Origin of the sequence: Halochromatium glycolicum (assembly GCF_016584085.1) — a bacterium.
Lineage (GTDB): Bacteria > Pseudomonadota > Gammaproteobacteria > Chromatiales > Chromatiaceae > Lamprobacter > Lamprobacter glycolicus.
Map to the genome: position 1 here is coordinate 136,026 of NZ_NRSJ01000001.1, position 18,975 is coordinate 155,000.

At 65.5% G+C, this 18,975-nt stretch carries 22 protein-coding genes (1 of these 22 cut by a window edge); 19 read left to right on the forward strand and 3 right to left on the reverse strand.

Annotation, left to right across the window (positions count from 1 at the left end; genetic code table 11):
• The first annotated feature begins 240 nt into the window (after positions 1–240).
• From CKO40_RS00535 to CKO40_RS00600, 13 genes are all read left to right on the forward strand, one after another.
• On the forward strand, positions 241–558 hold the full coding sequence (locus tag CKO40_RS00535; RefSeq protein ID WP_200343727.1) for a hypothetical protein: 318 nt from the start codon (positions 241–243) through the stop codon (positions 556–558).
• Between the two features lie 41 nt (positions 559–599).
• Positions 600–1,163, forward strand: coding sequence for a Uma2 family endonuclease (locus CKO40_RS00540; protein ID WP_200343940.1), 564 nt, complete (start codon positions 600–602; stop codon positions 1,161–1,163).
• A 21-nt stretch (positions 1,164–1,184) separates the two neighbouring features.
• Positions 1,185–1,346 carry a hypothetical protein gene (locus CKO40_RS00545; protein WP_200343729.1) on the forward strand — a complete coding sequence of 54 codons (162 nt, stop codon included), beginning with the start codon at positions 1,185–1,187 and terminating at the stop codon, positions 1,344–1,346.
• Positions 1,347–1,424: 78 nt separating this feature from the next.
• Positions 1,425–1,973 (forward strand): Uma2 family endonuclease, encoded by a 549-nt coding sequence (locus CKO40_RS00550; RefSeq protein ID WP_200343731.1) that lies wholly within the window; start codon positions 1,425–1,427, stop codon positions 1,971–1,973.
• Positions 1,974–2,083: 110 nt separating this feature from the next.
• Entirely contained in the window at positions 2,084–2,647 is a 564-nt protein-coding gene (locus tag CKO40_RS00555; protein WP_200343733.1) for a Uma2 family endonuclease, read from the forward strand.
• Positions 2,648–2,767: 120 nt separating this feature from the next.
• On the forward strand, positions 2,768–3,025 hold the full coding sequence (locus CKO40_RS00560; protein ID WP_200343735.1) for a UPF0175 family protein: 258 nt from the start codon (positions 2,768–2,770) through the stop codon (positions 3,023–3,025).
• Positions 3,022–3,285 carry a PIN domain-containing protein gene (locus CKO40_RS00565; RefSeq protein ID WP_200343737.1) on the forward strand — a complete coding sequence of 88 codons (264 nt, stop codon included), beginning with the start codon at positions 3,022–3,024 and terminating at the stop codon, positions 3,283–3,285. The genes CKO40_RS00560 and CKO40_RS00565 overlap by 4 nt, the downstream gene beginning before the upstream one ends.
• Positions 3,286–3,468: 183 nt before the next feature.
• Positions 3,469–5,400: a 1-deoxy-D-xylulose-5-phosphate synthase gene (gene dxs / locus CKO40_RS00570; RefSeq protein WP_200343739.1), complete on the forward strand. Its 1,932-nt coding sequence runs from the start codon at positions 3,469–3,471 to the stop codon at positions 5,398–5,400.
• Positions 5,401–5,415: 15 nt separating this feature from the next.
• Positions 5,416–6,189: a hydroxyacylglutathione hydrolase gene (gloB, locus tag CKO40_RS00575; RefSeq protein WP_338074087.1), complete on the forward strand. Its 774-nt coding sequence runs from the start codon at positions 5,416–5,418 to the stop codon at positions 6,187–6,189.
• A gap of 264 nt (positions 6,190–6,453) precedes the next feature.
• A complete protein-coding gene (lnt, locus tag CKO40_RS00585; RefSeq protein WP_200343745.1) occupies positions 6,454–7,974 on the forward strand; it encodes an apolipoprotein N-acyltransferase in 1,521 nt (506 codons plus the stop codon).
• Between the two features lie 239 nt (positions 7,975–8,213).
• The gene (locus CKO40_RS00590) at positions 8,214–8,732 is read left to right on the forward strand and encodes a hypothetical protein (protein WP_200343747.1); all 519 of its coding nucleotides are present in this window, start codon (positions 8,214–8,216) and stop codon (positions 8,730–8,732) included.
• A 24-nt stretch (positions 8,733–8,756) separates the two neighbouring features.
• Positions 8,757–10,157, forward strand: a complete 1,401-nt coding sequence (gene mpl, locus CKO40_RS00595; protein ID WP_200343749.1) for a UDP-N-acetylmuramate:L-alanyl-gamma-D-glutamyl-meso-diaminopimelate ligase — start codon at positions 8,757–8,759, stop codon at positions 10,155–10,157.
• A gap of 180 nt (positions 10,158–10,337) precedes the next feature.
• Complete coding sequence (locus CKO40_RS00600) at positions 10,338–10,973, forward strand: flavin prenyltransferase UbiX (RefSeq protein WP_200343751.1); 636 nt, start codon at positions 10,338–10,340, stop codon at positions 10,971–10,973.
• A 144-nt stretch (positions 10,974–11,117) separates the two neighbouring features.
• Here CKO40_RS00600 and CKO40_RS00605 read toward each other — a convergent pair whose 3' ends face one another.
• Together CKO40_RS00605 and hemL are read right to left on the reverse strand one after the other, a co-directional pair.
• Positions 11,118–13,115 (reverse strand): bifunctional DedA family/phosphatase PAP2 family protein, encoded by a 1,998-nt coding sequence (locus tag CKO40_RS00605; RefSeq protein ID WP_200343753.1) that lies wholly within the window; start codon positions 13,113–13,115, stop codon positions 11,118–11,120.
• Positions 13,116–13,344: 229 nt separating this feature from the next.
• Positions 13,345–14,631 carry a glutamate-1-semialdehyde 2,1-aminomutase gene (gene hemL / locus CKO40_RS00610; RefSeq protein WP_200343755.1) on the reverse strand — a complete coding sequence of 429 codons (1,287 nt, stop codon included), beginning with the start codon at positions 14,629–14,631 and terminating at the stop codon, positions 13,345–13,347.
• 507 nt (positions 14,632–15,138) lie between these two features.
• On the opposite strand from hemL, the gene CKO40_RS00615 reads away from it, so the two are divergent.
• The 5 genes from CKO40_RS00615 (at position 15,139) to erpA (ending at position 18,103) form a co-directional block, all read left to right on the forward strand.
• The gene (locus CKO40_RS00615; RefSeq protein WP_200343757.1) at positions 15,139–15,303 is read left to right on the forward strand and encodes a rubredoxin; all 165 of its coding nucleotides are present in this window, start codon (positions 15,139–15,141) and stop codon (positions 15,301–15,303) included.
• Between the two features lie 114 nt (positions 15,304–15,417).
• Entirely contained in the window at positions 15,418–15,780 is a 363-nt protein-coding gene (locus CKO40_RS00620; protein WP_200343759.1) for a HesB/IscA family protein, read from the forward strand.
• Positions 15,781–15,810: 30 nt separating this feature from the next.
• Positions 15,811–16,857: an N-acetyl-gamma-glutamyl-phosphate reductase gene (argC, locus tag CKO40_RS00625; RefSeq protein ID WP_200343761.1), complete on the forward strand. Its 1,047-nt coding sequence runs from the start codon at positions 15,811–15,813 to the stop codon at positions 16,855–16,857.
• Between the two features lie 232 nt (positions 16,858–17,089).
• Positions 17,090–17,689 (forward strand): DUF6776 family protein, encoded by a 600-nt coding sequence (locus tag CKO40_RS00630; RefSeq protein WP_200343763.1) that lies wholly within the window; start codon positions 17,090–17,092, stop codon positions 17,687–17,689.
• Positions 17,690–17,752: 63 nt separating this feature from the next.
• Complete coding sequence (gene erpA / locus CKO40_RS00635; RefSeq protein ID WP_200343765.1) at positions 17,753–18,103, forward strand: iron-sulfur cluster insertion protein ErpA; 351 nt, start codon at positions 17,753–17,755, stop codon at positions 18,101–18,103.
• A gap of 7 nt (positions 18,104–18,110) precedes the next feature.
• Here the strand turns inward: erpA and CKO40_RS00640 are convergent, their stop codons facing one another.
• Positions 18,111–18,356 carry a hypothetical protein gene (locus CKO40_RS00640; protein ID WP_200343767.1) on the reverse strand — a complete coding sequence of 82 codons (246 nt, stop codon included), beginning with the start codon at positions 18,354–18,356 and terminating at the stop codon, positions 18,111–18,113.
• 266 nt (positions 18,357–18,622) lie between these two features.
• Between CKO40_RS00640 and tyrS the strand changes: the two genes are divergently transcribed.
• Positions 18,623–18,975, forward strand: the beginning of a protein-coding gene (gene tyrS / locus CKO40_RS00645) for a tyrosine--tRNA ligase (RefSeq protein WP_200343769.1). It continues 841 nt past the right edge of the window; the window shows 353 of its 1,194 coding nt (coding positions 1–353); the start codon lies at positions 18,623–18,625; its stop codon lies beyond the right edge, outside the window.

The window sequence follows — 18,975 nt, forward strand, 5'->3', positions numbered from 1 at the left end:
GATCACCGCACCATTGCCGACATCCAGGCGATCGCCCCAGGTGGCAGCTTCGAGCGTCTTCGCCCTCCGAACGGGGCGCGCGTGCAGCGTAGCTTTCCCCGCTTCGTCGAACGCTCCAACCCGTTCATCCGCCACATCGTACTGCGCACAAGGGCGAGTTCGCATACGATGACGCGTTGCAGATGAGCTGCTCATTGATCGTCCATCTCCAGCAGCGCAACGGCAACTATCGGGTCAGCGATGATCTGGTGGCCTACGCCAGCGTCGGCGGCGGCAAGCGCGCCGCTGGCGATTCGCGGCAGCAAGCTGCAGCCGCTCAAGCCCGAAGAGCGCGCCGAGCAGCGCCTCGAACATCCGCAGACACTCTGGGATCTGCTCTGCGGGCTGATCAGCGTCGATCGCGATGGCGGCATGGTCGCCGCCCGCAACTCTCTCGGTACGCACGACAAACGCGACAGCGCCGCACTGCGCGGGCTGCTCAAGGTCTGGGCCAATGAGTGCGACGACGAGGCGCTGCGACGCGAGGCGCTGTTGATCGATTACGAGCTTTCGCTTTAGTGCCAGCGCTCAACGAGAACAGGGCAATCGGTATCGACAACATGGTCTCCTTGGCCTATCCACTCACTCTTTACGAGCAATTGCAGGCGCTGCCTGAAGGCTTGACCGGCGAGATCCTGAATGGCCAGCTCCATGCCCAACCACGTCCGAGTGGGCCGCATGCGTTGGCCCAATCCGGTCTCAACGTCGCGATCGGGAGCCGTTATGGTTTCAGCGACGGTGGTCCTGGCGGCTGGTGGATTCTGGTCGAGCCCGAGGTCCATTTCCTGCGCGACCAGGAGGTCGCGGTGCCAGATCTGGCCGGCTGGCGACGCGAACGGATGCCGCGCATCCCCGAGGGCCATCGTTTCGAGGTGGTGCCGGACTGGATCTGCGAGATCCTCTCGCCCTCGACCGCGAGCAAGGACCGCGAGATCAAACTACCGCTCTATGCCCACTATGGCGTTGCCCATGCTTGGCTGGTAGACCCGCACCGGCGCACCCTGGAGGTCTATGGGCTGGAACAGGGGGCCTGGCAGTTGCTGCTCGAGGTGGCTGAGACGGCCAGCGTGCGGGCGCCACCCTTCGAGGCACTGGATCTGAGGCTCGCTGCGCTCTGGGTCTAACAAGGACGAGCTTTAGCACCAGTGCTCGACGAGAATAGAGCAGCGACCAGCGAGACCGAGCTGCGCGCCTTGGTCGAGCATGGCAAGACGGCACCGATCGAGAAGCTGCGAGCGGATGACGGGCGCTGCGGCCGCGCTGTGCTCCGTCTTGGTCGGGATGGTCGGATGGCGTCGGTCTCGTAGGACATGTCTGGTCGAGCAGGCGAGGCCTTGCGACAATCGGTCGATGATGGTCAAACCTTAGCCTTGGAGGCATGAGCGATGGAAGCCCGTCAGCTCAAGACGATCGATGATTTGCTGCTGTCCAACGAGGAGCGCGTCGAGCTGATCGGCGGTGAGATCGTGCGCCGGCCGATGGCGAGGTTTCAGCATGGGATGGTGCAGAAGCGCGCCTCGCGTGAGTTGGGGCCATTCGATCATCCCTCCGGTCCTGGCGGCTGGTGGATCGCCACCGAGGTCAGCGTTGCCTATGAGCCGCACGAATGTCCATCGCACGATCTCGCGGGATGGCGCAAAGAGCGGCTGCCGGGCATGCCGAGCGGCGTCATGGATCTGGCGCCGGATTGGGTGTGCGAGATCGTCTCTCCCGGCCATGAGCGCAAGGACACGCTGCACTTGCCGCTGCTGCTGCAACGCCACAAGGTGCCCTATTACTGGTTGATCTGGCCCGAGGACCGCACCCTGATCGCGCACAGCTTCGAGGACCGCCACTACAAGGTCATCGCCACGCTCAAGGATGAGACCAGCGCCCGCGTCCCGCCGTTCGAGGCGATCGAGCTGGATCTGGCCTATATGCTTGGAGCCGAATGACGGGGAGGTGCTGCAGGCGGACCAGAACGAGGGCGCTATCAACGGAGAGCGAACCACCGAATGAGCACCTTCGCGTATGAAATTCGGAGCAGCAATCGGATAGCGAAAAGATGGTTTCCTTGGCCTATCCACTCAGTCGTTACGAGCAATTGCAGGCGCTGCCTGAAGGCTTGACCGGCGAGATCCTGAATGGGCAGCTCTATACCCAGCCGCGTCCGAGTGGGCCGCATGGGCGGGTCATTGTTGGTCTCGATCGGCGCATCGGCCGTGGCTACGATGAGGGCGACGGCGGCCCCGGCGGTTGGTGGATTCTGGTCGAGCCCGAGGTCCATTTCCTGCGCGACCAGGAGGTCGCCGTGCCAGATCTGGCCGGCTGGCGACGCGAACGGATGCCGCGCATCCCCGAGGGCCATCGTTTCGAGGTGGTACCGGACTGGATCTGCGAGATCCTCTCACCGTCGACCGCGAGCAAGGATCGGGAGATCAAGCTACCGCTCTATGCCCACTATGGCGTTGCCCATGCTTGGTTGGTAGACCCGCAGCGGCGCACCCTGGAGGTCTATGGGCTGGAACAGGGGGCCTGGCGCTTGCTGCTCGAGGCCGCTGAAGCGGCCAGCGTGCGGGCGCCACCCTTCGCGGCGCTGGAGCTGAGGCTCCCTGCGCTGTGGGTCTAGCAAGGCGGCCAGCGGGGAACCGATGATCTTGGCGCCCACGGCAAATGCAACAGTGTCACGCTGCGTGAGCTGCTCAAGGTCTGGGCCAACGAGTGCGACGACGAGGTGTTGCGATAAATCATGCAAATCGCCATTGAACTTCCCAATGATTTCGTTGGAATGCAGACTGAGCAAACGATCGCCAACGAGATGCGGCTCGCCTACGCCTTGGCCCTGTTCAAAGCGGGGCGCGTCTCTCTGGCCAAGGCGGCCGAAGTGGCGGACCTGGACATCTATGGCTTCATGGCTCTATGCAAAGAAGAGCGGCTCGAGGTCATCGATACCTCCCGGGATGAACTCCTACATGAGATGCAGTTGGCCTCCAGGCCCGGTGCATGATTCTGGTCGCTGACTGCTCGGCGTTGGTGGCATTGGCAACCTGCGATGCCCTGTCGCTCCTTGATCAGCTGTTCGGCACGGTGGTCGGGTCAGCAGCGGTCTATCGCGAAGCGGTGGTCGGCAACAAGCCCGAAGCCGAGCGGTTGCGGGTCTATCTGCAGGGGCGTGTCCGGGCGCTCGATCCGGAGCACCCTGTTCTACTCGATGGCTTCTCGGACCCTGGCGAAACCGAGGCGATGCTGTGCGTACCGCAGGCATGATCGTTGTCGCGGGCGGTAGCACGGCGCCGCACTGTGCCGGCCTCGAGCGTGAGCCGAACTCGCGCGCATCGGGATACGCGGCGGTCGCCTTAATGCACTAGAATCCGAGGTCTTGTCCGCGATCATGCCGCATGCGCTGATCGACCTCGTCTATCGCCTGCTCGACCACCGGGTTATCCCAGTATGTCCGACACCTTCCACGGCCCTTCCGATACCCCCGAGAATCCGTTCCCGCTGCTCTCGACCATCGATGATCCCGCCGATCTGCGACGGCTGCCGAGCAGCGAGCTCAAACAGCTCGCGGCCGAGCTGCGGGGCTTCCTGATCGATAGCGTCTCACGCACCGGCGGCCATCTGGCGGCCGGGCTGGGCGTGGTCGAGCTCAGCATCGCGCTGCACTATGTGTTCGACACGCCGCGCGACCGTATCGTCTGGGACGTCGGGCATCAGGCGTATCCGCACAAGATCCTGACCGGGCGGCGGGATCGGATGGCGCGGATGCGGCAGCAGGGGGGGTTGTCCGGCTTTCCGAAGCGCGCCGAGAGCCCGTATGACACCTTCGGCGTCGGGCATTCCAGCACCTCGATCAGCGCGGCGCTCGGCATGGCGATCGCGGCCAAGCAGAAGGGTGAGCCGCGCCAGATCATCGCGGTGATCGGCGACGGCGCGCTCAGCGCCGGGATGGCGTTCGAGGCATTGAACCACGGCGGGCCGCTCGACCCGGACCTGATGATCATCCTGAACGACAACGAGATGTCGATCTCGCCGCCGGTCGGCGCGATCAGCAGCCACCTGGCGCGGCTGCTCTCGGGCGGCCTCTACACCAAGATGCGCGAGGGCAGCAAGACCGCGCTGCGCGGGATGCCGCAGCTGCGCGAGCTGGTCGGGCGCTGGGAGGAGCACGTCAAGGGGATGGTCATGCCGAGTACCCTGTTCGAGGAGCTCGGCTTCAACTACATCGGGCCGGTCGATGGCCATGATATCGATGCCGTGGTCGGGACGCTGCGCAACATGAAGCGGATGCCTGGCCCGCGGCTGCTGCACCTGATCACCCAGAAGGGCCACGGCTATGAGCCGGCCGAGCATGCGCCGACCACCTATCACGGGGTGACGCCGTTCGACCTCAAGACCGGGGCGGTGGCCAAGAAGGGCGGCGGCAAGAGTTACACCCAGATCTTCGGCGACTGGCTGTGCCATCGGGCCGAGGCCGATGACCGGCTGCTCGGGATCACCCCGGCGATGCGCGAGGGCTCGGGGCTGGTCGAGTTCTCGGAGCGCTTTCCGCAGCGCTACTTCGATGTCGGCATCGCCGAGCAGCATGCGGTCACGCTCGCGGCCGGGATGGCCTGCGAGGGCATGAAGCCGGTGGTCGCGATCTATTCGACCTTCCTGCAGCGCGGTTACGACCAGCTCGCCCATGACGTCTGCCTGCAGGGCTTGGACGTGACCTTCGCGGTCGACCGCGCCGGTCTGGTCGGTGCCGACGGCCCGACCCATGCCGGCGCCTTCGACTACAGCTATGCCCGCCCGCTGCCGAATCTGGTCATCATGGCACCGGCCGATGAGAACGAGTGCTGGTGGATGCTCGAGGCCGCCTACGCCCACGAGGGGCCGGCGATCGTCCGCTATCCGCGCGGCACCGGTCCCGGCGTCGCGATCGACAAGGCCGGCGGCCGGCCGATCCCGATCGGCGAGGCCGAGGTGCGCCGCGAGGGCCGCGATGTCGCGCTGTTGGCGTTCGGCAGTCGGGTCGCAGCCGCCGAGGTGGTCGGGGAACGCCTGAATGCGACGGTGGTCAATATGCGCTTCGTCAAACCGCTCGATGATCCGCTCATCCTCGATATGGCCGAGCGCCATCAATTGCTGGTGACGGTCGAGGAGAATGCGGTCGCTGGCGGGGCCGGCTCGGCGATCTCGGAGCTGCTGGCCGAGCAGGGCGTGACCGTGCGCTGTCTGCATCTCGGGCTGCCGGACCGCTGTCAGGAGCAAGCGACCCACGGCCAGCAGCTTGCGGCCTGCGGCCTGGATGAGGATGGGATCGAGAGCGCGGTCCGCGCCGAGCTGCGCGACCTGGGACTGGACAAGGCGCCGTTGCACGGGGCCAGCACGGGTTGAATGGCGATGACGTTGATGATCGAGCCGATACCGGCCTTCGAGGATAACTACATCTGGCTGCTGCAGCGGCCGGGGCGGGGCGAGGCCGTCGTGGTCGATCCCGGTGAGGCCGGGCCGGTGATCGAACGGCTGCAGCAGGACGGGCTGCGCTTGGCGGCGATCCTGATCACCCACCATCACGGCGATCACATCGGCGGGGTCGCGGCGCTGCGCGCGCGCTGGCCGCAGGCCGAGGTGTTCGGGCCGCAGGACCGGCGGATCAAGGGTCTGACCCGGGTGGTTGCCGATGGCGACCAGGTCCAGCCGCCCGGGCTCGCGCAGACCTTCACGGTGCTCGCGGTCCCCGGCCATACCGCGACCCATATCGCCTACTACGGCGCCGGCGCGCTGTTCTGTGGCGACACGTTGTTCGCGGCCGGCTGCGGTCGGGTCTTCGACGGCACCTTCGAGGAGCTGGCGGAGTCGTTGCGGCGCATCGCGGCGCTGCCGGCCGAGACGCGCTGCTACTGCGCCCATGAGTACACGCTGGCGAATCTCGGTTTCGCGCGCTGGGTCGAGCCGGAGAGCCCGGCCTTGGCCGAGGCCGTTGCGGCGGCCGAGCAGCGCCGCGCGGGCGATCTGCCGACGGTGCCGACCTCCCTCGGGGACGAGCGCGCGGTCAATCCCTTCCTGCGCACCGATGAACCGGCCGTGATCGCCGCCGCGGAGCGCTTCGCCGGGAGGACGCTGACCGGCCATACCGAGGTGTTCTCCGCGTTGCGGCGCTGGAAGGATGAACGCTATGACTGAGCCTGCCTGGGCTGACGGCGCTGGCTGCCAGTCCGGTTGCCAGAACTTCAGCCCGATCCTCAGCCAGATCCGCGGCTGGACCCGCTGCCAGAACCGCTACCGAACCCGCTGCCCGATCCGCGGCTGGACCCGCTGCCGGGCTGGCGATCTGCGCGGCCTTCCCGTTCCTGGCGAGCATCGCAGCCCGCGCCCTCGGAGCACGAACCGCTCGCAGCCGCTGTTTTACGGTCAATCGATGCTCTGAGTACCCCCGCAGTGGCAGCAGTGACGACCTGGGCCCGCACGCACTGGCGGCAGGCATTGATCGCGGCGCTTGCAGGGGCGCTGCTCGTGCTTTCGTTCGCGCCGTTCGGGCTCTATCCGGCGGCCGTGTTGGCGCTGGCCGGCTTCTATCTCGCGCTGCGCGGTTGCAATGGGCGCGACGCCTTCCTCATCGGCTGGCTGTTCGGCCTCGCGCTGTTCGGCACGGGCGTGGCCTGGGTGCGGATCAGTCTGAACGAGTTCGGCAATATGCCGGCGCTCGTCGCCAATCTGCTGATGCTGCTGTTCGTCGCGGCGATGGCGCTCTACTACGGGATCACGGGCTGGCTGATCCGGCGGCTCGAAGGGGCGCGGCCGCCGGGCTGGAGCGGACCACTGCTGATCCTGCCGGCGGTCTGGGTGCTGCTGGAATGGCTGCGCGGCTGGCTGTTTACCGGTTTCCCCTGGCTCTATGCCGGCAATGGGCAGCTCGACGGCCCGCTCGGCGGGCTGGCGCCGGTGCTCGGCGTGCACGGTTTGAGTCTGGCGGTGGCGGTCTCGGCTGGTCTGCTCTGGGGACTGTTGCGATGGCGTGGCGGCGCGCGGCGCTTGACACTGATCGGACTGGCGCTGCTCTGGGCCGGCTCGGGCCTGCTCTGGCGGGTCGACTGGACAGCCCCTGCGCCCGGCCCGGATGGAGGCCCTATCCGAGTCGCGGTGATCCAGGGAAACGTCGAGCAGTCGGTGAAGTGGGATTCGGACGGTCTGATGCCGACGTTGGAGATCTATCTGACGCTGACCCGCGAGCACCTGGATAGCGATCTCGTCGTCTGGCCCGAGACGGCTATCCCAGAGTTTCTGCACCGAGTTCAGGGACCGCTGATCCGGCCGCTGACAGAGACTGCGCGCGAGGCCGGAGCCGAGATCGTGGTCGGGCTTCCGGTGATGGAGCAGGATGGCCGCTATTACAACGCGCTGATCAGTCTTGGCAGCGCACAGGATCGATACTTCAAGCGCCACCTGGTGCCTTTCGGCGAGTTCCTGCCCTTCGAGGCGCAGCTTCGACCGCTGATCGACTGGTTCGAGGTGCCAATGTCCGACTTCAGCCGCGGCAGCGCCGAGCGGCCGCTGCTGCAGGTCGGTGAGCGCCGGGTCGGCGTCTCGATCTGCTATGAGGATGTCTTTGTCGAGGAGGTCCGGCAGGCCCTGCCCGATGCGGCCTACCTGATCAACGTCAGCAACGATGCCTGGTTCGGCGATTCGCTCGCGCCGCACCAGCATCTGCAGTTCGCGCGCTTGCGGGCGCTCGAGACGGGGCGTTGGCTGGTGCGGGCCACAAATACCGGGATCTCGGCAATCATCGATCCATTCGGGCGCGTCGATCGGCAGCTGCCGCTGTTCGAGCGCGCGGCGCTGACTGGGACCATTCAGCCGCGCACCGGTGCGACGCCGTTAGTTCGGTTTGGCAGTGCCGTGCCCTTGGCGCTGGCGCTGCTGATGCTGGGCGCGGCCCTCCTGTTGCGTGCCGGTTTCCCACGTCGCTAACGTTCATGGCGCGGCGCCACCCCGGACGATGAATCCCGCCTGATTCACGGTAACGATTCGATTAGGGTGCCGCATGAGCCCGCAAAGCGAAACGCTCACGGCCGTTGTCTCGGTCAGCACCGATCGGGTTACCGTAAAGCGAAAGGGGAGGCGGGGTGCGGAGGTAAAGCAAAGGCGTTTCCCTGTGAGCGGGCGCCTCGATATCATGCGCCGTTCGTTGTCTGTCCGGAACCGCCGTTTTGCTCGTCATCATCAATTTCTTCATCGAGCTTGCGTTGCTGCGTCGCGCGCCGCAAGACCTGCCGGCTTCGACGGCCTTGTTCTCGCTGGTCATCTTGGTTGCTCTCGTTGCCGGCCTGCTGCTGGCGCTGACTGCCGGCGTAGGCTTCGCCAGCGGTCTGGTACAAAGCCTCCTGGATCTGGGGCTGATGCTCGGCGCCTTGTCGCTAGCGCTGCGATTGGTGGACCGGCGGGCGCGTTTTCTTCAGACCGCCACCGCGGTGATCGGGGTCGATATCCTGATCACGCTGCTGGCCTTGTTCCCGGTCAGCCTCGCGCGCCCAAGCGATGCGGACAGTGGACTATTGGCCTTGGCCGGTCTGCTGTTCCTGCTGCTTGTCGCCTGGAGCATCGTCGCAACCGGGCATATCCTGCGGCATGCGTTCGGTCTGACCCTGCTGCAGGGTGCCGCGATTGCAATCGGCTTTGACCTGCTGTCGTTTGTGATCATCGGCGGCATCGTCGATACCCTGGGTTGAACCGACACCAGAGGCGCGAATCCGATGCACCTGCATATCCTCGGCATCTGCGGCACCTTCATGGGCGGCCTGGCGCTGCTCGCCCGTGCGCTCGGACACCGGGTCACCGGTTCCGACGCCAATGTCTATCCGCCGATGAGTACCCAGCTGGAGGCAGCGGGGATCGAGCTGATCCACGGGTATGCCGCCGAGCAACTGGAGCTGGCGCCGGATCGGATCATCGTCGGTAATGCGATGAAGCGCGGTCTGCCGGTGGTCGAGGCGCTGCTCGACCGCGACCTGCCTTACAGCTCCGGTCCGCAATGGCTGGCCGAGCATGCACTGCATGGCCGCCACGTGCTGGCGGTTGCCGGCACCCATGGCAAGACCACGACTGCGAGCATGCTGGCCTGGGTGCTGGAGGCGGTGGGCATGGCGCCGGGCTTCCTGATCGGCGGCGTTGCGGTGGACTTTGGTGTCTCGGCGAGGCTGGGCGAGGGCCGGATGTTCGTGATCGAGGCCGATGAGTACGACACCGCTTTCTTCGACAAACGCTCGAAGTTCGTCCACTATCGGCCACGCACGCTGGTGATGAACAATCTCGAATTCGATCACGCCGATATCTTCGGCGATCTCGGTCAGATCCAGCGTCAGTTCCATCACTTGGTGCGGACGGTCCCGGGCACTGGGCTGATCATCCACCCACAAGAGGATGCGGCGCTGGATCAGGTGCTGGCGATGGGGTGTTGGACACCGACCGTTTCGACTGGGATGCGCACATCACCGGAGACCCAGAGTCGCTCGACGGCGGCCGAGTGGGAGGCCGAGCTTGGCGCCGAAGACGGCTCGGCATTTCGTGTCTGGCACCGGAGGCAGGTGATCGGGACGCTCGAGTGGCCGCTGATCGGGCTGCATAACGTGCGCAACGGGCTGGCGGCGATCGCGGCAGCCGAGCACGTCGGGGTCGATCCGGTGCAAGCGATCTCGGCATTGGCCCACTTTCGCGGCGTCAAGCGCCGGATGGAGCTGCGTGGGACGGCAGGCAACGTCCGGGTCTACGACGATTTCGCCCATCATCCGACCGCGATCGCGAGCACCCTGTCAGGGCTGCGTCAGCAGGTCGGTCAGGGACGGATCATCGCCGTGTTGGAACCGCGCTCGAACACCATGCGCATGGGAGTGCACGGGGCGGCGCTGGCCGGCGCCCTGGATGCGGCCGACCGCATTGTCGTCTATTGTCCGCCGGACCTCAGCTGGGACGCCGAGGCAACCTTGGCCGCGCTCGGGGACCGCCTGTACGTCGGCAGCACGCTGGAGGAGGTGTTGGGCGCTGTGATCGCGGCGGCTGGTCCCGGTGACCAGGTGCTGGTGATGAGTAACGGCGGCTTTGGCGGAATCCATGAGGACCTGCTTGATCGGCTCGGTGCTCGCGCGGATTGCGGGTGAGGGGTGCCGATCAGCGGCCATCCATTCGATCCCGCGCGCCTCACCAGCAGGTTCGCAGCTCTATTGGTGCCCGACGCGCGGGCGCCAGGCAGCAAGCGGTCGTGATGTGGAATCCGAGATTGTGCATCCGGACTCGCGGGACTCTCCGCGCCAGATAACCCTTATGCGATCTAGAAACCGATGAGCAGGCCGCCTTCCAGTCGTTGGACCAAGACCGTCGCAATTGCGCTGACCGGTGCATCGGGCACCGGCTACGGGCTGCGGGTGTTGCAGGGGCTGATCGATGCCGAGGTCAGGGTCTACTTGCTGATCTCGCAGGCAGCGCAGGTCGTGCTGCGCATGGAGGCCGGCCTCGAGGTGCCGGCGCGGCCGCAGGAGGCCGAGCGCTTTTTTTCGGACTACCTTGGGGCGCAGCCGGGTCAGCTCAGCGTGTTCGGCCGGCAGCAATGGACGGCGCCGGTGGCCAGTGGTACCAATCCGCCGGATGCGATGGCCGTTGTGCCGTGCACGACGGGGACCCTGGCCAATATCGCTGCCGGTCTCAGCGAGGATCTGATCGACCGTGCCGCCGATGTCACGATGAAGGAGGGGCGTAAGCTGATCCTGGTGATCCGGGAGACACCGTTTACGACCATTCACCTGGAGAACATGCTGCGCCTGGCGCGCGCCGGCGTCGTGATCATGCCAGCCAATCCGGGTTTCTACTTCAATCCGCAGCGCGTCGAGGACATCATCGATTTCATCGCGGCGCGGGTGCTCGATCATCTCGGCATCCCCCACCGGTTGGCGCGGCGCTGGGGTGAAGAGGCGGGTTAGCCTCGTCGCGCGAGGGGGCCATAGAGGCCTCGATCGCATCCGTCGAGATGGCGCCCCGCCATGAACCTCTGAAAGGCCCTGTCGGTCGTTTCGGCTGTGCAAGATGCCGGTTCCGTCGCCACAGAGGCGCCCCGTGAGGCCGGCTCAGCCTTCGAGCAACCTCGAGCCCTTGGGAGCCAGCAGCATTGGGGTGCCGGGTTCGACGTCGATCGTCGAAGCCTCCTCGAGATCGTGGCGGAGTGTTCGGTTGCCGAACTCGGTTGCCGGCTTCGTTAGCGGCAGCGCGAAGAGGTCTAAGACGTTGTCCTTAAACAATTCGGTGACGTCCCCTACCCAGAGCGGGACGGAGCCGCCGATCCAGCAGTGAGCTCCCCATAGCCGCAGCACGAGTCGGCGACCGTCGGAGAGGTCTTTGACCATCGTGAGCTCATCGTGATGGCCATCGTGCACATGCGGTACCACCGGCAAGGCATTGAGAGGAAGTGACGGCGATAACAGCTTGATGGCATTGGTCCAACTCAGCATCTCTGCTGACCTCCAGCCTTGAGCGTTCAGTGCCTGACGAAGGTGGTCGAGAGGGCCGGCATATTGGATATGGAAGGGACGCTGATCCCGGCGCCAGAGGTCTTCGCGATGCGTTGCAACGGGTATGGGTGCTCGCGCGCGCCAACGGGCCGCGGCCAGGCTCTCCCAGACCTCTGAAGGACGGTAGCGCGCGAGATCCGAGTGCTGCTGCGCAAAGGTTGCCGTCGTAACAGCGAGAGTGGCGACGATGATCGTGATCCACATCAGTCCGGCATCCTCGCGGGGCTGGCGGGTGTGACAGTGGAAGGCGAGGCCGAGTGCCGCGATCCAGGCGAGGCCGAGTGCAATCGTGCCGACAAGGTCCGTCAGCCATTCGGTGCCGAGGTAAAGCCTGGCCGTGGTGACGGCGGCGATGATGACCGTGGCTGCGGCATAGGGTAGCCAGCGCCAGCCGGGCTCTAGCGTGCGAGCGACCGATAGCGCGAGGAATCCATACAGCACGGTTGCAGTCAGCACTTGCGCGCTCGGGAACGACCAAGGCCAGCCGAGGCCGAGCCCGATCTCGGGTCGCGGCACGCGCACCAGCCAGCCCAGTGTAGGCGTGGCGAGCAGCGGGAAACCGAGCGCGGCGAGCCAATACAGTAAAGCGCGCCGCTGTCGGTTCGCAGCCAGATACACCAGCACCGCAACAACGAGCGGCACCGTGACCGCTGGCTCGCCGAGCCGGCTCAGCGCGATCATCATCTGATCAGCGAGCGGGGTATGGAGGCTCTGGCCGAGGTCCAACATCATCTGGTTGATCACCAGTTCCTGAGGACCTGCGATCTCGGCACTGACCGCGATGCCGAGCACGGCCGAAGCGCCGATCAAGGCGACGGCGAGGGCGGCGAGGGTGGCTGCGTCGGGATGGTCTGGGTCGGCAAGGGCCTGGGCCGTCCGCCCCAGAACCGGATGGAGATTGGCCCAGTGCAGCAGTGCCTGAACCCAGGCCGAGGCATGGGGACTGAGGAGCAGATAGAGCCGCCGCGCGAGCCAGGCGACGAGCCAGATGAACCCGATCAGGATGAGCAGCAGGATGGCGAGGCGTGCTGCGGCCTCGGCGGCCAGCTTCAACGAGGCCCCGAATACGATGCCGGGCGCCAGGTAGGCCGGCCCCCAGGCCGCTGCGGAGCCCAGGTTGGCGACGATGAAGCGGCTCGGGCGCATCTGCATCATCCCTGCGACCAGTGGGATGATGGCGCGGCCGGGGCCGAAGAAGCGGCCGAATGCGACACTCTTGCCGCCGTATCGGGCAAAGAACGCGATGCCGCGCTCGAGCTGTCTGGGATACCGATTGAGTGGCCAGCAGTCGCGTAGGCGGTCGCCATAGCGATGGCCGAGCCAGTAGCTGAGCCCATCGCCGAGCACGGCGCCGAGCACGGCAGCGCCCGCGGTCGGCCAGAAGCCAATCTTGCCAGCCGCGATCAGTGCGCCCGCGCCGAAGAGGATCATCACGCCGGGCACGACCATCCCCACGACCGCAAGGGATTCGGCGAGTGCGGCCGAGAAGACGACGAGATAGGCCGACTTCGGATTCGCACCGATCCAGGTGAGCAGTGACTCGAGCAGCTCGTGCATCAGATACCCGGAGAGCGGCGCCTCGACCGCGGCCGCCTGATCGGGTGTGATTGCTCCGCCGCGGTCTCGCAGTCGCCAAGTGACACGGGCACGCGTCTTGAGATGGGCACGCAGCGCGGACCTGGGTCAGATTGCCGGGCTGCTAGCAGATCGCACGGCCGCCTCGAGCGGGTGCCAGCACCGACGCCCGAGACGGCTGCGACTGTGGCTGGCGATGCCAGCGGTGGCTTCAGCCGGCCAGGGCCTGGAAGGTCTTTTCGGCCGCGTCGAGTGTGGCACTGATCTCGTCGTCGCCATGGGCACCCGAGACGAACCCGGCCTCGAATGCCGAAGGCGCGAGATAGACCCCTTCCTCGAGCATCGCGTGGAAGAAGCGCCGGAAGGTGTCCTGGTCGCAGGCGGTCGCACCGGCGTAATCGGTGACCGGCCCGGCGTCGGTAAAGAAGATCCCGAACATTGCACCCGAGTGGTTGGTGGTCAATGGAATGCCGGCGGCGCGTGCGCGCTCTTCCATGCCTTGGGTCAGACGTTCCGTCTGCGCCGCCACGCGGTCATGGAAGCCGGGTTCGGAGATCAGCTCGAGGGTCTTGAGTCCAGCGGTCATCGCAATCGGGTTTCCGGACAGGGTGCCGGCCTGATAGATCGGCCCCAATGGCGAGACCTGTTCCATGATCGCCCGCTTGCCGCCGAATGCGCCCACCGGCATGCCGCCGCCGATGATCTTGCCCAGAGCGGTCAGGTCCGGTGTGACGCCATAGCGTTCCTGGGCACCACCGCGGGCGACACGGAAGCCGGTCATCACCTCGTCGAAGATCAGCACCGCCCCATGCTGGTCGCAGAGCTCGCGCAGCCCGTCGAGGAATCCCTGCACCGGCGGAATGCAGTTCATGTTGCCGGCAACCGGCTCGACGATGACGCAGGCGATCTGATCGCCGATCTCATCGAAGGTCTGGCGGACCTGCTCGATATCGTTGTAGGCCAGGGTGATGGTCAGCTCGGCGAGGGCAGCTGGAACCCCCGGCGAGCTCGGCTCGCCGAGGGTCAGCATGCCGGAGCCGGCCTTCACTAGGAGCGAGTCGACATGGCCATGATAGTTGCCTTCGAACTTGATGACCTTGTCGCGGCCGGTGTAGCCGCGCGCGACCCGCAATGCACTCATCGTCGCCTCGGTGCCGGAGCTGGTCATGCGGACCAGGTCCATGCTTGGCACCAGCTCGCAGACCTTGTCGGCCATCAGCGTCTCGAGCTCGGTCGGGGCGCCGAACGAGAGGCCCTTGGCGACGCGCTCTGTGACCGCTGCGATAATCTCGGGGTGGGCGTGGCCGAGGATCATCGGGCCCCAAGAGCCAACGTAATCGATGTAGCGCTTGCCATCGGCGTCGGTCACATAGGCGCCGGTCGCCGACTCGAAGAACAGCGGATCCCCGCCGACGCCGCGGAAGGCGCGCACCGGCGAGTTGACGCCGCCCGGGATGTGGCGCTGGGCCGCGGAGAACAGGTCGTGGGATCGGGACATCGCGATGGCTCCTGACAGTGGTATGACGGTTGGTGATGAAGCGGCCGGCCCGCATCGACGACGGAGAGGGCTGCTCGACCTTGGCTTGAGGGCCGCCATTTTCTGGTGCCCACCTGTTCATCGCAAGCTCTGATGCATCTCCGAACGGCAGCCGGGGCGGCAGCCGGGGCGGCGGCCCGACCGGCAGCCTGAGTGGCGGCCGGACTGAGTGGCGGCCGGACTGAGTGGTAGCCGGACTGAGTGGTAGCCGGACTGAGTGGTAGCCGGACTGAGTGGCAGCCGGACTGAGTGGCAGCCGGACTGAGTGGCAGCCGGACTGAGTGGCAGCCGGACTGGGACCGAGCCGAGTTGAAAACGCTCCGATAACCCCCGACTCCTGTACGGCTGAACAGCTGCGTCTCGACAACCTTTAAGACGATGTGGCACCCGATCTGGCAACGCGAGCGTGATCCGGCTCGACGACGGTTGAGCCCCCGGACGCTCTGAAACGAGACTGAAGGAACGACGATGAAGCGTTATATGTGTGTAATTTGTGGACTGATCTACGATGAAGCCGAAGGCTGGCCCGAGGACGGGATCGCGCCCGGAACGGCATGGGAGGATGTTCCATTGACCTGGGTCTGTCCGGAATGCGGGGCGGGCAAGGAAGACTTCGAGATGGTCGAGGTCTGAGTCCCATTGCTAACCTTGTTGACCTGACGCCGATGCACTCGTTGGCTGGCGCTTGCTGGCGCGACTGCTGTACAGTTTCGAGCCATCATCTTGGTCTTATGCGGAGCATTGACGATGTCCAACTTCATCAGCGAGGCTGATCTCACCATGACTCCGGCCGCGCAAGCGAAGATGGCGGAGCTCTTCACCGATGTCGACGATGCCATCCAGGGCGTGCGCGTCTATGCCGCGTCCGCTGGCTGCAGTGGTCTGAGCTTCGGCATGACCTTCACGGATGCGGTCAACGCGAATGATGGCATTCGTGAGTTCGACGGCTACCGGGTGGTCGTCGATGACGGGACGCTCATCCATCTGCGCGGCGTCGAGATTGACTTCGTCGACCCTGGCGATGGCAGTGCGACTTTTGTTTTCAATAACCTGCCTTCCGCTGGAGGTGGCTGCGGCAGCTGCGGCTCGGCGACCAGCAGCTGTGGCTGATCATCCGGCCGTCAGGCGAGGCGAACTGCGATGATCAGCGTCGGCATTGTTGGCGGGACCGGGTATACCGGCTCGGAGCTGCTGCGGCTATTGGTTCGGCATCCCTGCATTGCCCTGCGAGCGGTCACCTCGCGCGCGGAGGCGGGGACCGCGATCGCCGAGCACTACACTGCGCTCCGCGGCCTGACCGACCTCAGCTTCTCAGCGCCTGAAGCGGCGCGGCTTGCCGAGTGCGACCTCGTCTTCTTCGCGACGCCGAACGGCACTGCGATGCAAGAGGCATCACAGCTGCTCGACAGCGGCGTGCGCGTCATCGATCTTGCGGCGGATTTCCGCCTCAAGGATGTCGAGCTCTGGCAGCGCTGGTATGGGCAGACGCATGCTGCGCCGGCGCTTGTCGACGAGGCCGTGTACGGACTGCCGGAGCTGAACCGGCGCGCGATTGCTGGAGCGCGCTTGGTCGCGAACCCGGGCTGTTATCCGACCGCCGTTACCCTCGGGCTGTTGCCACTGCTCGAGGCTGGGGTGGTCGACGCCAACCGCGTGATCGCCGACGTCAAGTCCGGTGTGAGCGGGGCGGGCCGCAAGGCCTCGACAGCGCTGCTGATGGCTGAGTGCGGCGAGAGCTTCAAGGCGTACAGCGTGAGTGGGCACCGGCATCAGCCCGAGATCCAGGAGAACCTCAAGCGCGCGCTCGGCATGGACGTCGGGCTCACGTTCGTGCCCCATCTGCTGCCGATGGTGCGCGGGATCGAGGCGACCCTCTATGCAACGCGGTTGCAACCCGATCACGAACTCGCCGAGACCGACCTGACGGCGCTTTATCAGAAGCGCTACCAGGACGAGCCGTTCGTTGACGTGCTGCCGTCCGCGACGTCGGTTGAGACGCGTTCGGTGCGCGGCACGAATCTGTGCCGTGTCGCGGTTACGGAGCCTCAGGGGGCGGGTGTTGTCGTCGTGCAGTCTGTGATCGACAACCTGGTTAAGGGGGCCGCAGGGCAGGCGGTTCAGAACATGAACATCATGTTCGGATGGGAGGAGACCACTGGCTTGGCGCTGTCCGCGCTGGCGCCCTGATACGGTCTTGAGTGGGCATTCCCTCAACGATCTGTCTGCTGGCGTCAACGTCCCGGCGGTCAGGATCGGCCGAGCCCGGACGCGTCGGCGCCGGCCGCTTCTGCGGCTGGCGGTCGCTGCGGGCTGGCTCGGCGTGCTCGGGGGGACCTTCGCGCTCGGCTACGCGCTGGCTCGTCATGATGCGGCTGAGGCGCTGGTTGGCATGCAGGCCTTACGTGCTGAGGTAGCCTTCTTGTCCGAGGAGGTGGCGCGCGGTCGTGCCGAGCGTATCCGCTTGGAGCGCGCCCACCAGATGGATCGGGAAGCGAAACGGCAGGCTCAGCAGTCGTTGGCTGAGATGCAGCGTGAGCGTTTGCTGTTGAGTAAACGGGTGGCCTATCTGCAGCGCCTCGTGCGTGGCGGCGACACAGGGGTTGTCGAGGTCAAAGATCTACAGCTGACCCAGCTTGAGGCACCTGGCAGGTATCGCTTTGAGATCGTGCTGAGTGAGTTGGTGCCTCAGGCTGGGCGCATTCAGGGCGTGGCTCGGTTGCGGCTTGGGTTGACTCGCAGCGGTGCCAGGGAAACCGTGAGACTGGAAGCATTGCCCGGCGCTTCGCCGGGAACAGTGGCGCTCGATTTCGAGCACTTTCAGATCATTCGCGGCGAGATCGTGCTACCTGACGATGCGACGGCCGAGGAGTTTATCGTTGACATTGAACCGGAAGGCGAGCGGCTCGCCTCTTCCTCCGATGCCTTTCTGTGGCCGGCAGCCCTGAAGGAGAAGAAGACGGTGTCGCCGACTCCTGTGGTCGCAACGGCCAATCTCGTGGGGGCGAGGGAGGTTGAATGAGGGCCCATCTGGCCCCTACTCTCCCTCAGGTACGACAAACCATTTTGCTGAGGTATTGGCTCCATGACAGAAGCAATTGCGCTCGATGCGCCTCTCGTATTCACCTCGCAGGCAGCTGCCAAGGTTGCAGACCTGATCGCGGCGGAAGAGTCGCCCGGCCTGATGCTGCGGGTCTACATCCAGGGCGGGGGCTGCTCGGGATTCCAGTACGGTTTCACGTTCGACGAGACCGTACAGGATGGTGATACCGAGATCGAGACCGACGGCGTGAAACTGCTTGTCGATCCGATGAGCCTGCAGTACCTGACGGGGGCTGAGATCGACTACACGGAGGGGCTGCAAGGGGCACAGTTCGTCATCCGCAATCCGAATGCGACGACCACCTGTGGCTGTGGCTCGTCGTTTGGCGTATAGGGCGCCGTTATTCGGCCGTGTCGGGCTCGGTTGACGCCTCCTGACCCGGGATCGCCAACGGGATGACACCGCGCTCCCGCTCCGACTTGACTATGGTTGAGGTCGGCGTGAGCAGGTCCATGCGGTCCCAGGCCAGGTAGCCGCCGATCGCGGCGGCAGCCAGGATAACGACGAGGGCGAGGAGCCCCCAGGGCGCGCGCCGCCGCCGCCGGCGGCGCAGTGTCATGTTTCCGCTTCCTTTGTAATCGCGCATGATCTGATCCAGATGGAATGGGGGATGGCGTTTGCCTGGTCGCGCCAGTGTAGTTGAGGCTGTTGGCTCGGCGAAAGCCACTCCTCGGATGGTCGGTTCCAGCCGACTTCACCGTTGAGGCCGTCGGGCTGTTAAGGGATTTGCGCTGTTTGGCGCGCCGGTGATCTTGGCGGTGCGTCGATTCTCTTGCGATAATGCCGGGCTATTCGCCCCGAGATGCAGCCCAATCGCATCGGGGCCCTGGTTCGATCCATCAGAGCAGGCGCATGGCCGACCCTTTTGATCAGCTTGTTCATGGCGCCGATGAGGTGCTGACCGATGAGGCGTTGCGGCAGAAGCTCGCGCTCGGGCGGCCATTGCGGGTGAAGGCGGGCTTCGATCCGACGGCACCGGACCTGCACCTGGGCCACCTCGTCCTGCTGAACAAGCTTCGACAGTTTCAGGACCTCGGCCATAGGGTGCTGTTCCTGATCGGAGACTTCACCGGCATGATCGGTGATCCAACCGGCAAGAACGTGACCCGTAAGCCTCTGTCCCGTGATGAGGTCGCGACCAACGCCGAAACCTATCGCGCGCAGGTGTTTCGTGTGCTCGACCCCGAGCGTACCGAGGTCGTATT

Excerpts from the sequence above, each read along its gene's own strand:
- CKO40_RS00535 (WP_200343727.1), top strand. The coding sequence starts at position 241 with ATGATCTGGTGGCCTACGCCAGCGTCGGCGGCGGCAAGCGCGCCGCTG.
- CKO40_RS00540 (WP_200343940.1), top strand. The coding sequence starts at position 600 with ATGGTCTCCTTGGCCTATCCACTCACTCTTTACGAGCAATTGCAGGCG.
- CKO40_RS00550 (WP_200343731.1), top strand. The coding sequence starts at position 1,425 with ATGGAAGCCCGTCAGCTCAAGACGATCGATGATTTGCTGCTGTCCAAC.
- CKO40_RS00555 (WP_200343733.1), top strand. The coding sequence starts at position 2,084 with ATGGTTTCCTTGGCCTATCCACTCAGTCGTTACGAGCAATTGCAGGCG.
- CKO40_RS00560 (WP_200343735.1), top strand. The coding sequence starts at position 2,768 with ATGCAAATCGCCATTGAACTTCCCAATGATTTCGTTGGAATGCAGACT.
- CKO40_RS00565 (WP_200343737.1), top strand. The coding sequence starts at position 3,022 with ATGATTCTGGTCGCTGACTGCTCGGCGTTGGTGGCATTGGCAACCTGC.
- dxs (WP_200343739.1), top strand. The coding sequence starts at position 3,469 with ATGTCCGACACCTTCCACGGCCCTTCCGATACCCCCGAGAATCCGTTC.
- gloB (WP_338074087.1), top strand. The coding sequence starts at position 5,416 with ATGATCGAGCCGATACCGGCCTTCGAGGATAACTACATCTGGCTGCTG.
- mpl (WP_200343749.1), top strand. The coding sequence starts at position 8,757 with ATGCACCTGCATATCCTCGGCATCTGCGGCACCTTCATGGGCGGCCTG.
- CKO40_RS00600 (WP_200343751.1), top strand. The coding sequence starts at position 10,338 with ATGAGCAGGCCGCCTTCCAGTCGTTGGACCAAGACCGTCGCAATTGCG.
- CKO40_RS00605 (WP_200343753.1), bottom strand. The coding sequence starts at position 13,115 with ATGCACGAGCTGCTCGAGTCACTGCTCACCTGGATCGGTGCGAATCCG.
- hemL (WP_200343755.1), bottom strand. The coding sequence starts at position 14,631 with ATGTCCCGATCCCACGACCTGTTCTCCGCGGCCCAGCGCCACATCCCG.
- CKO40_RS00615 (WP_200343757.1), top strand. The coding sequence starts at position 15,139 with ATGAAGCGTTATATGTGTGTAATTTGTGGACTGATCTACGATGAAGCC.
- CKO40_RS00620 (WP_200343759.1), top strand. The coding sequence starts at position 15,418 with ATGTCCAACTTCATCAGCGAGGCTGATCTCACCATGACTCCGGCCGCG.
- argC (WP_200343761.1), top strand. The coding sequence starts at position 15,811 with ATGATCAGCGTCGGCATTGTTGGCGGGACCGGGTATACCGGCTCGGAG.
- erpA (WP_200343765.1), top strand. The coding sequence starts at position 17,753 with ATGACAGAAGCAATTGCGCTCGATGCGCCTCTCGTATTCACCTCGCAG.
- CKO40_RS00640 (WP_200343767.1), bottom strand. The coding sequence starts at position 18,356 with ATGCGCGATTACAAAGGAAGCGGAAACATGACACTGCGCCGCCGGCGG.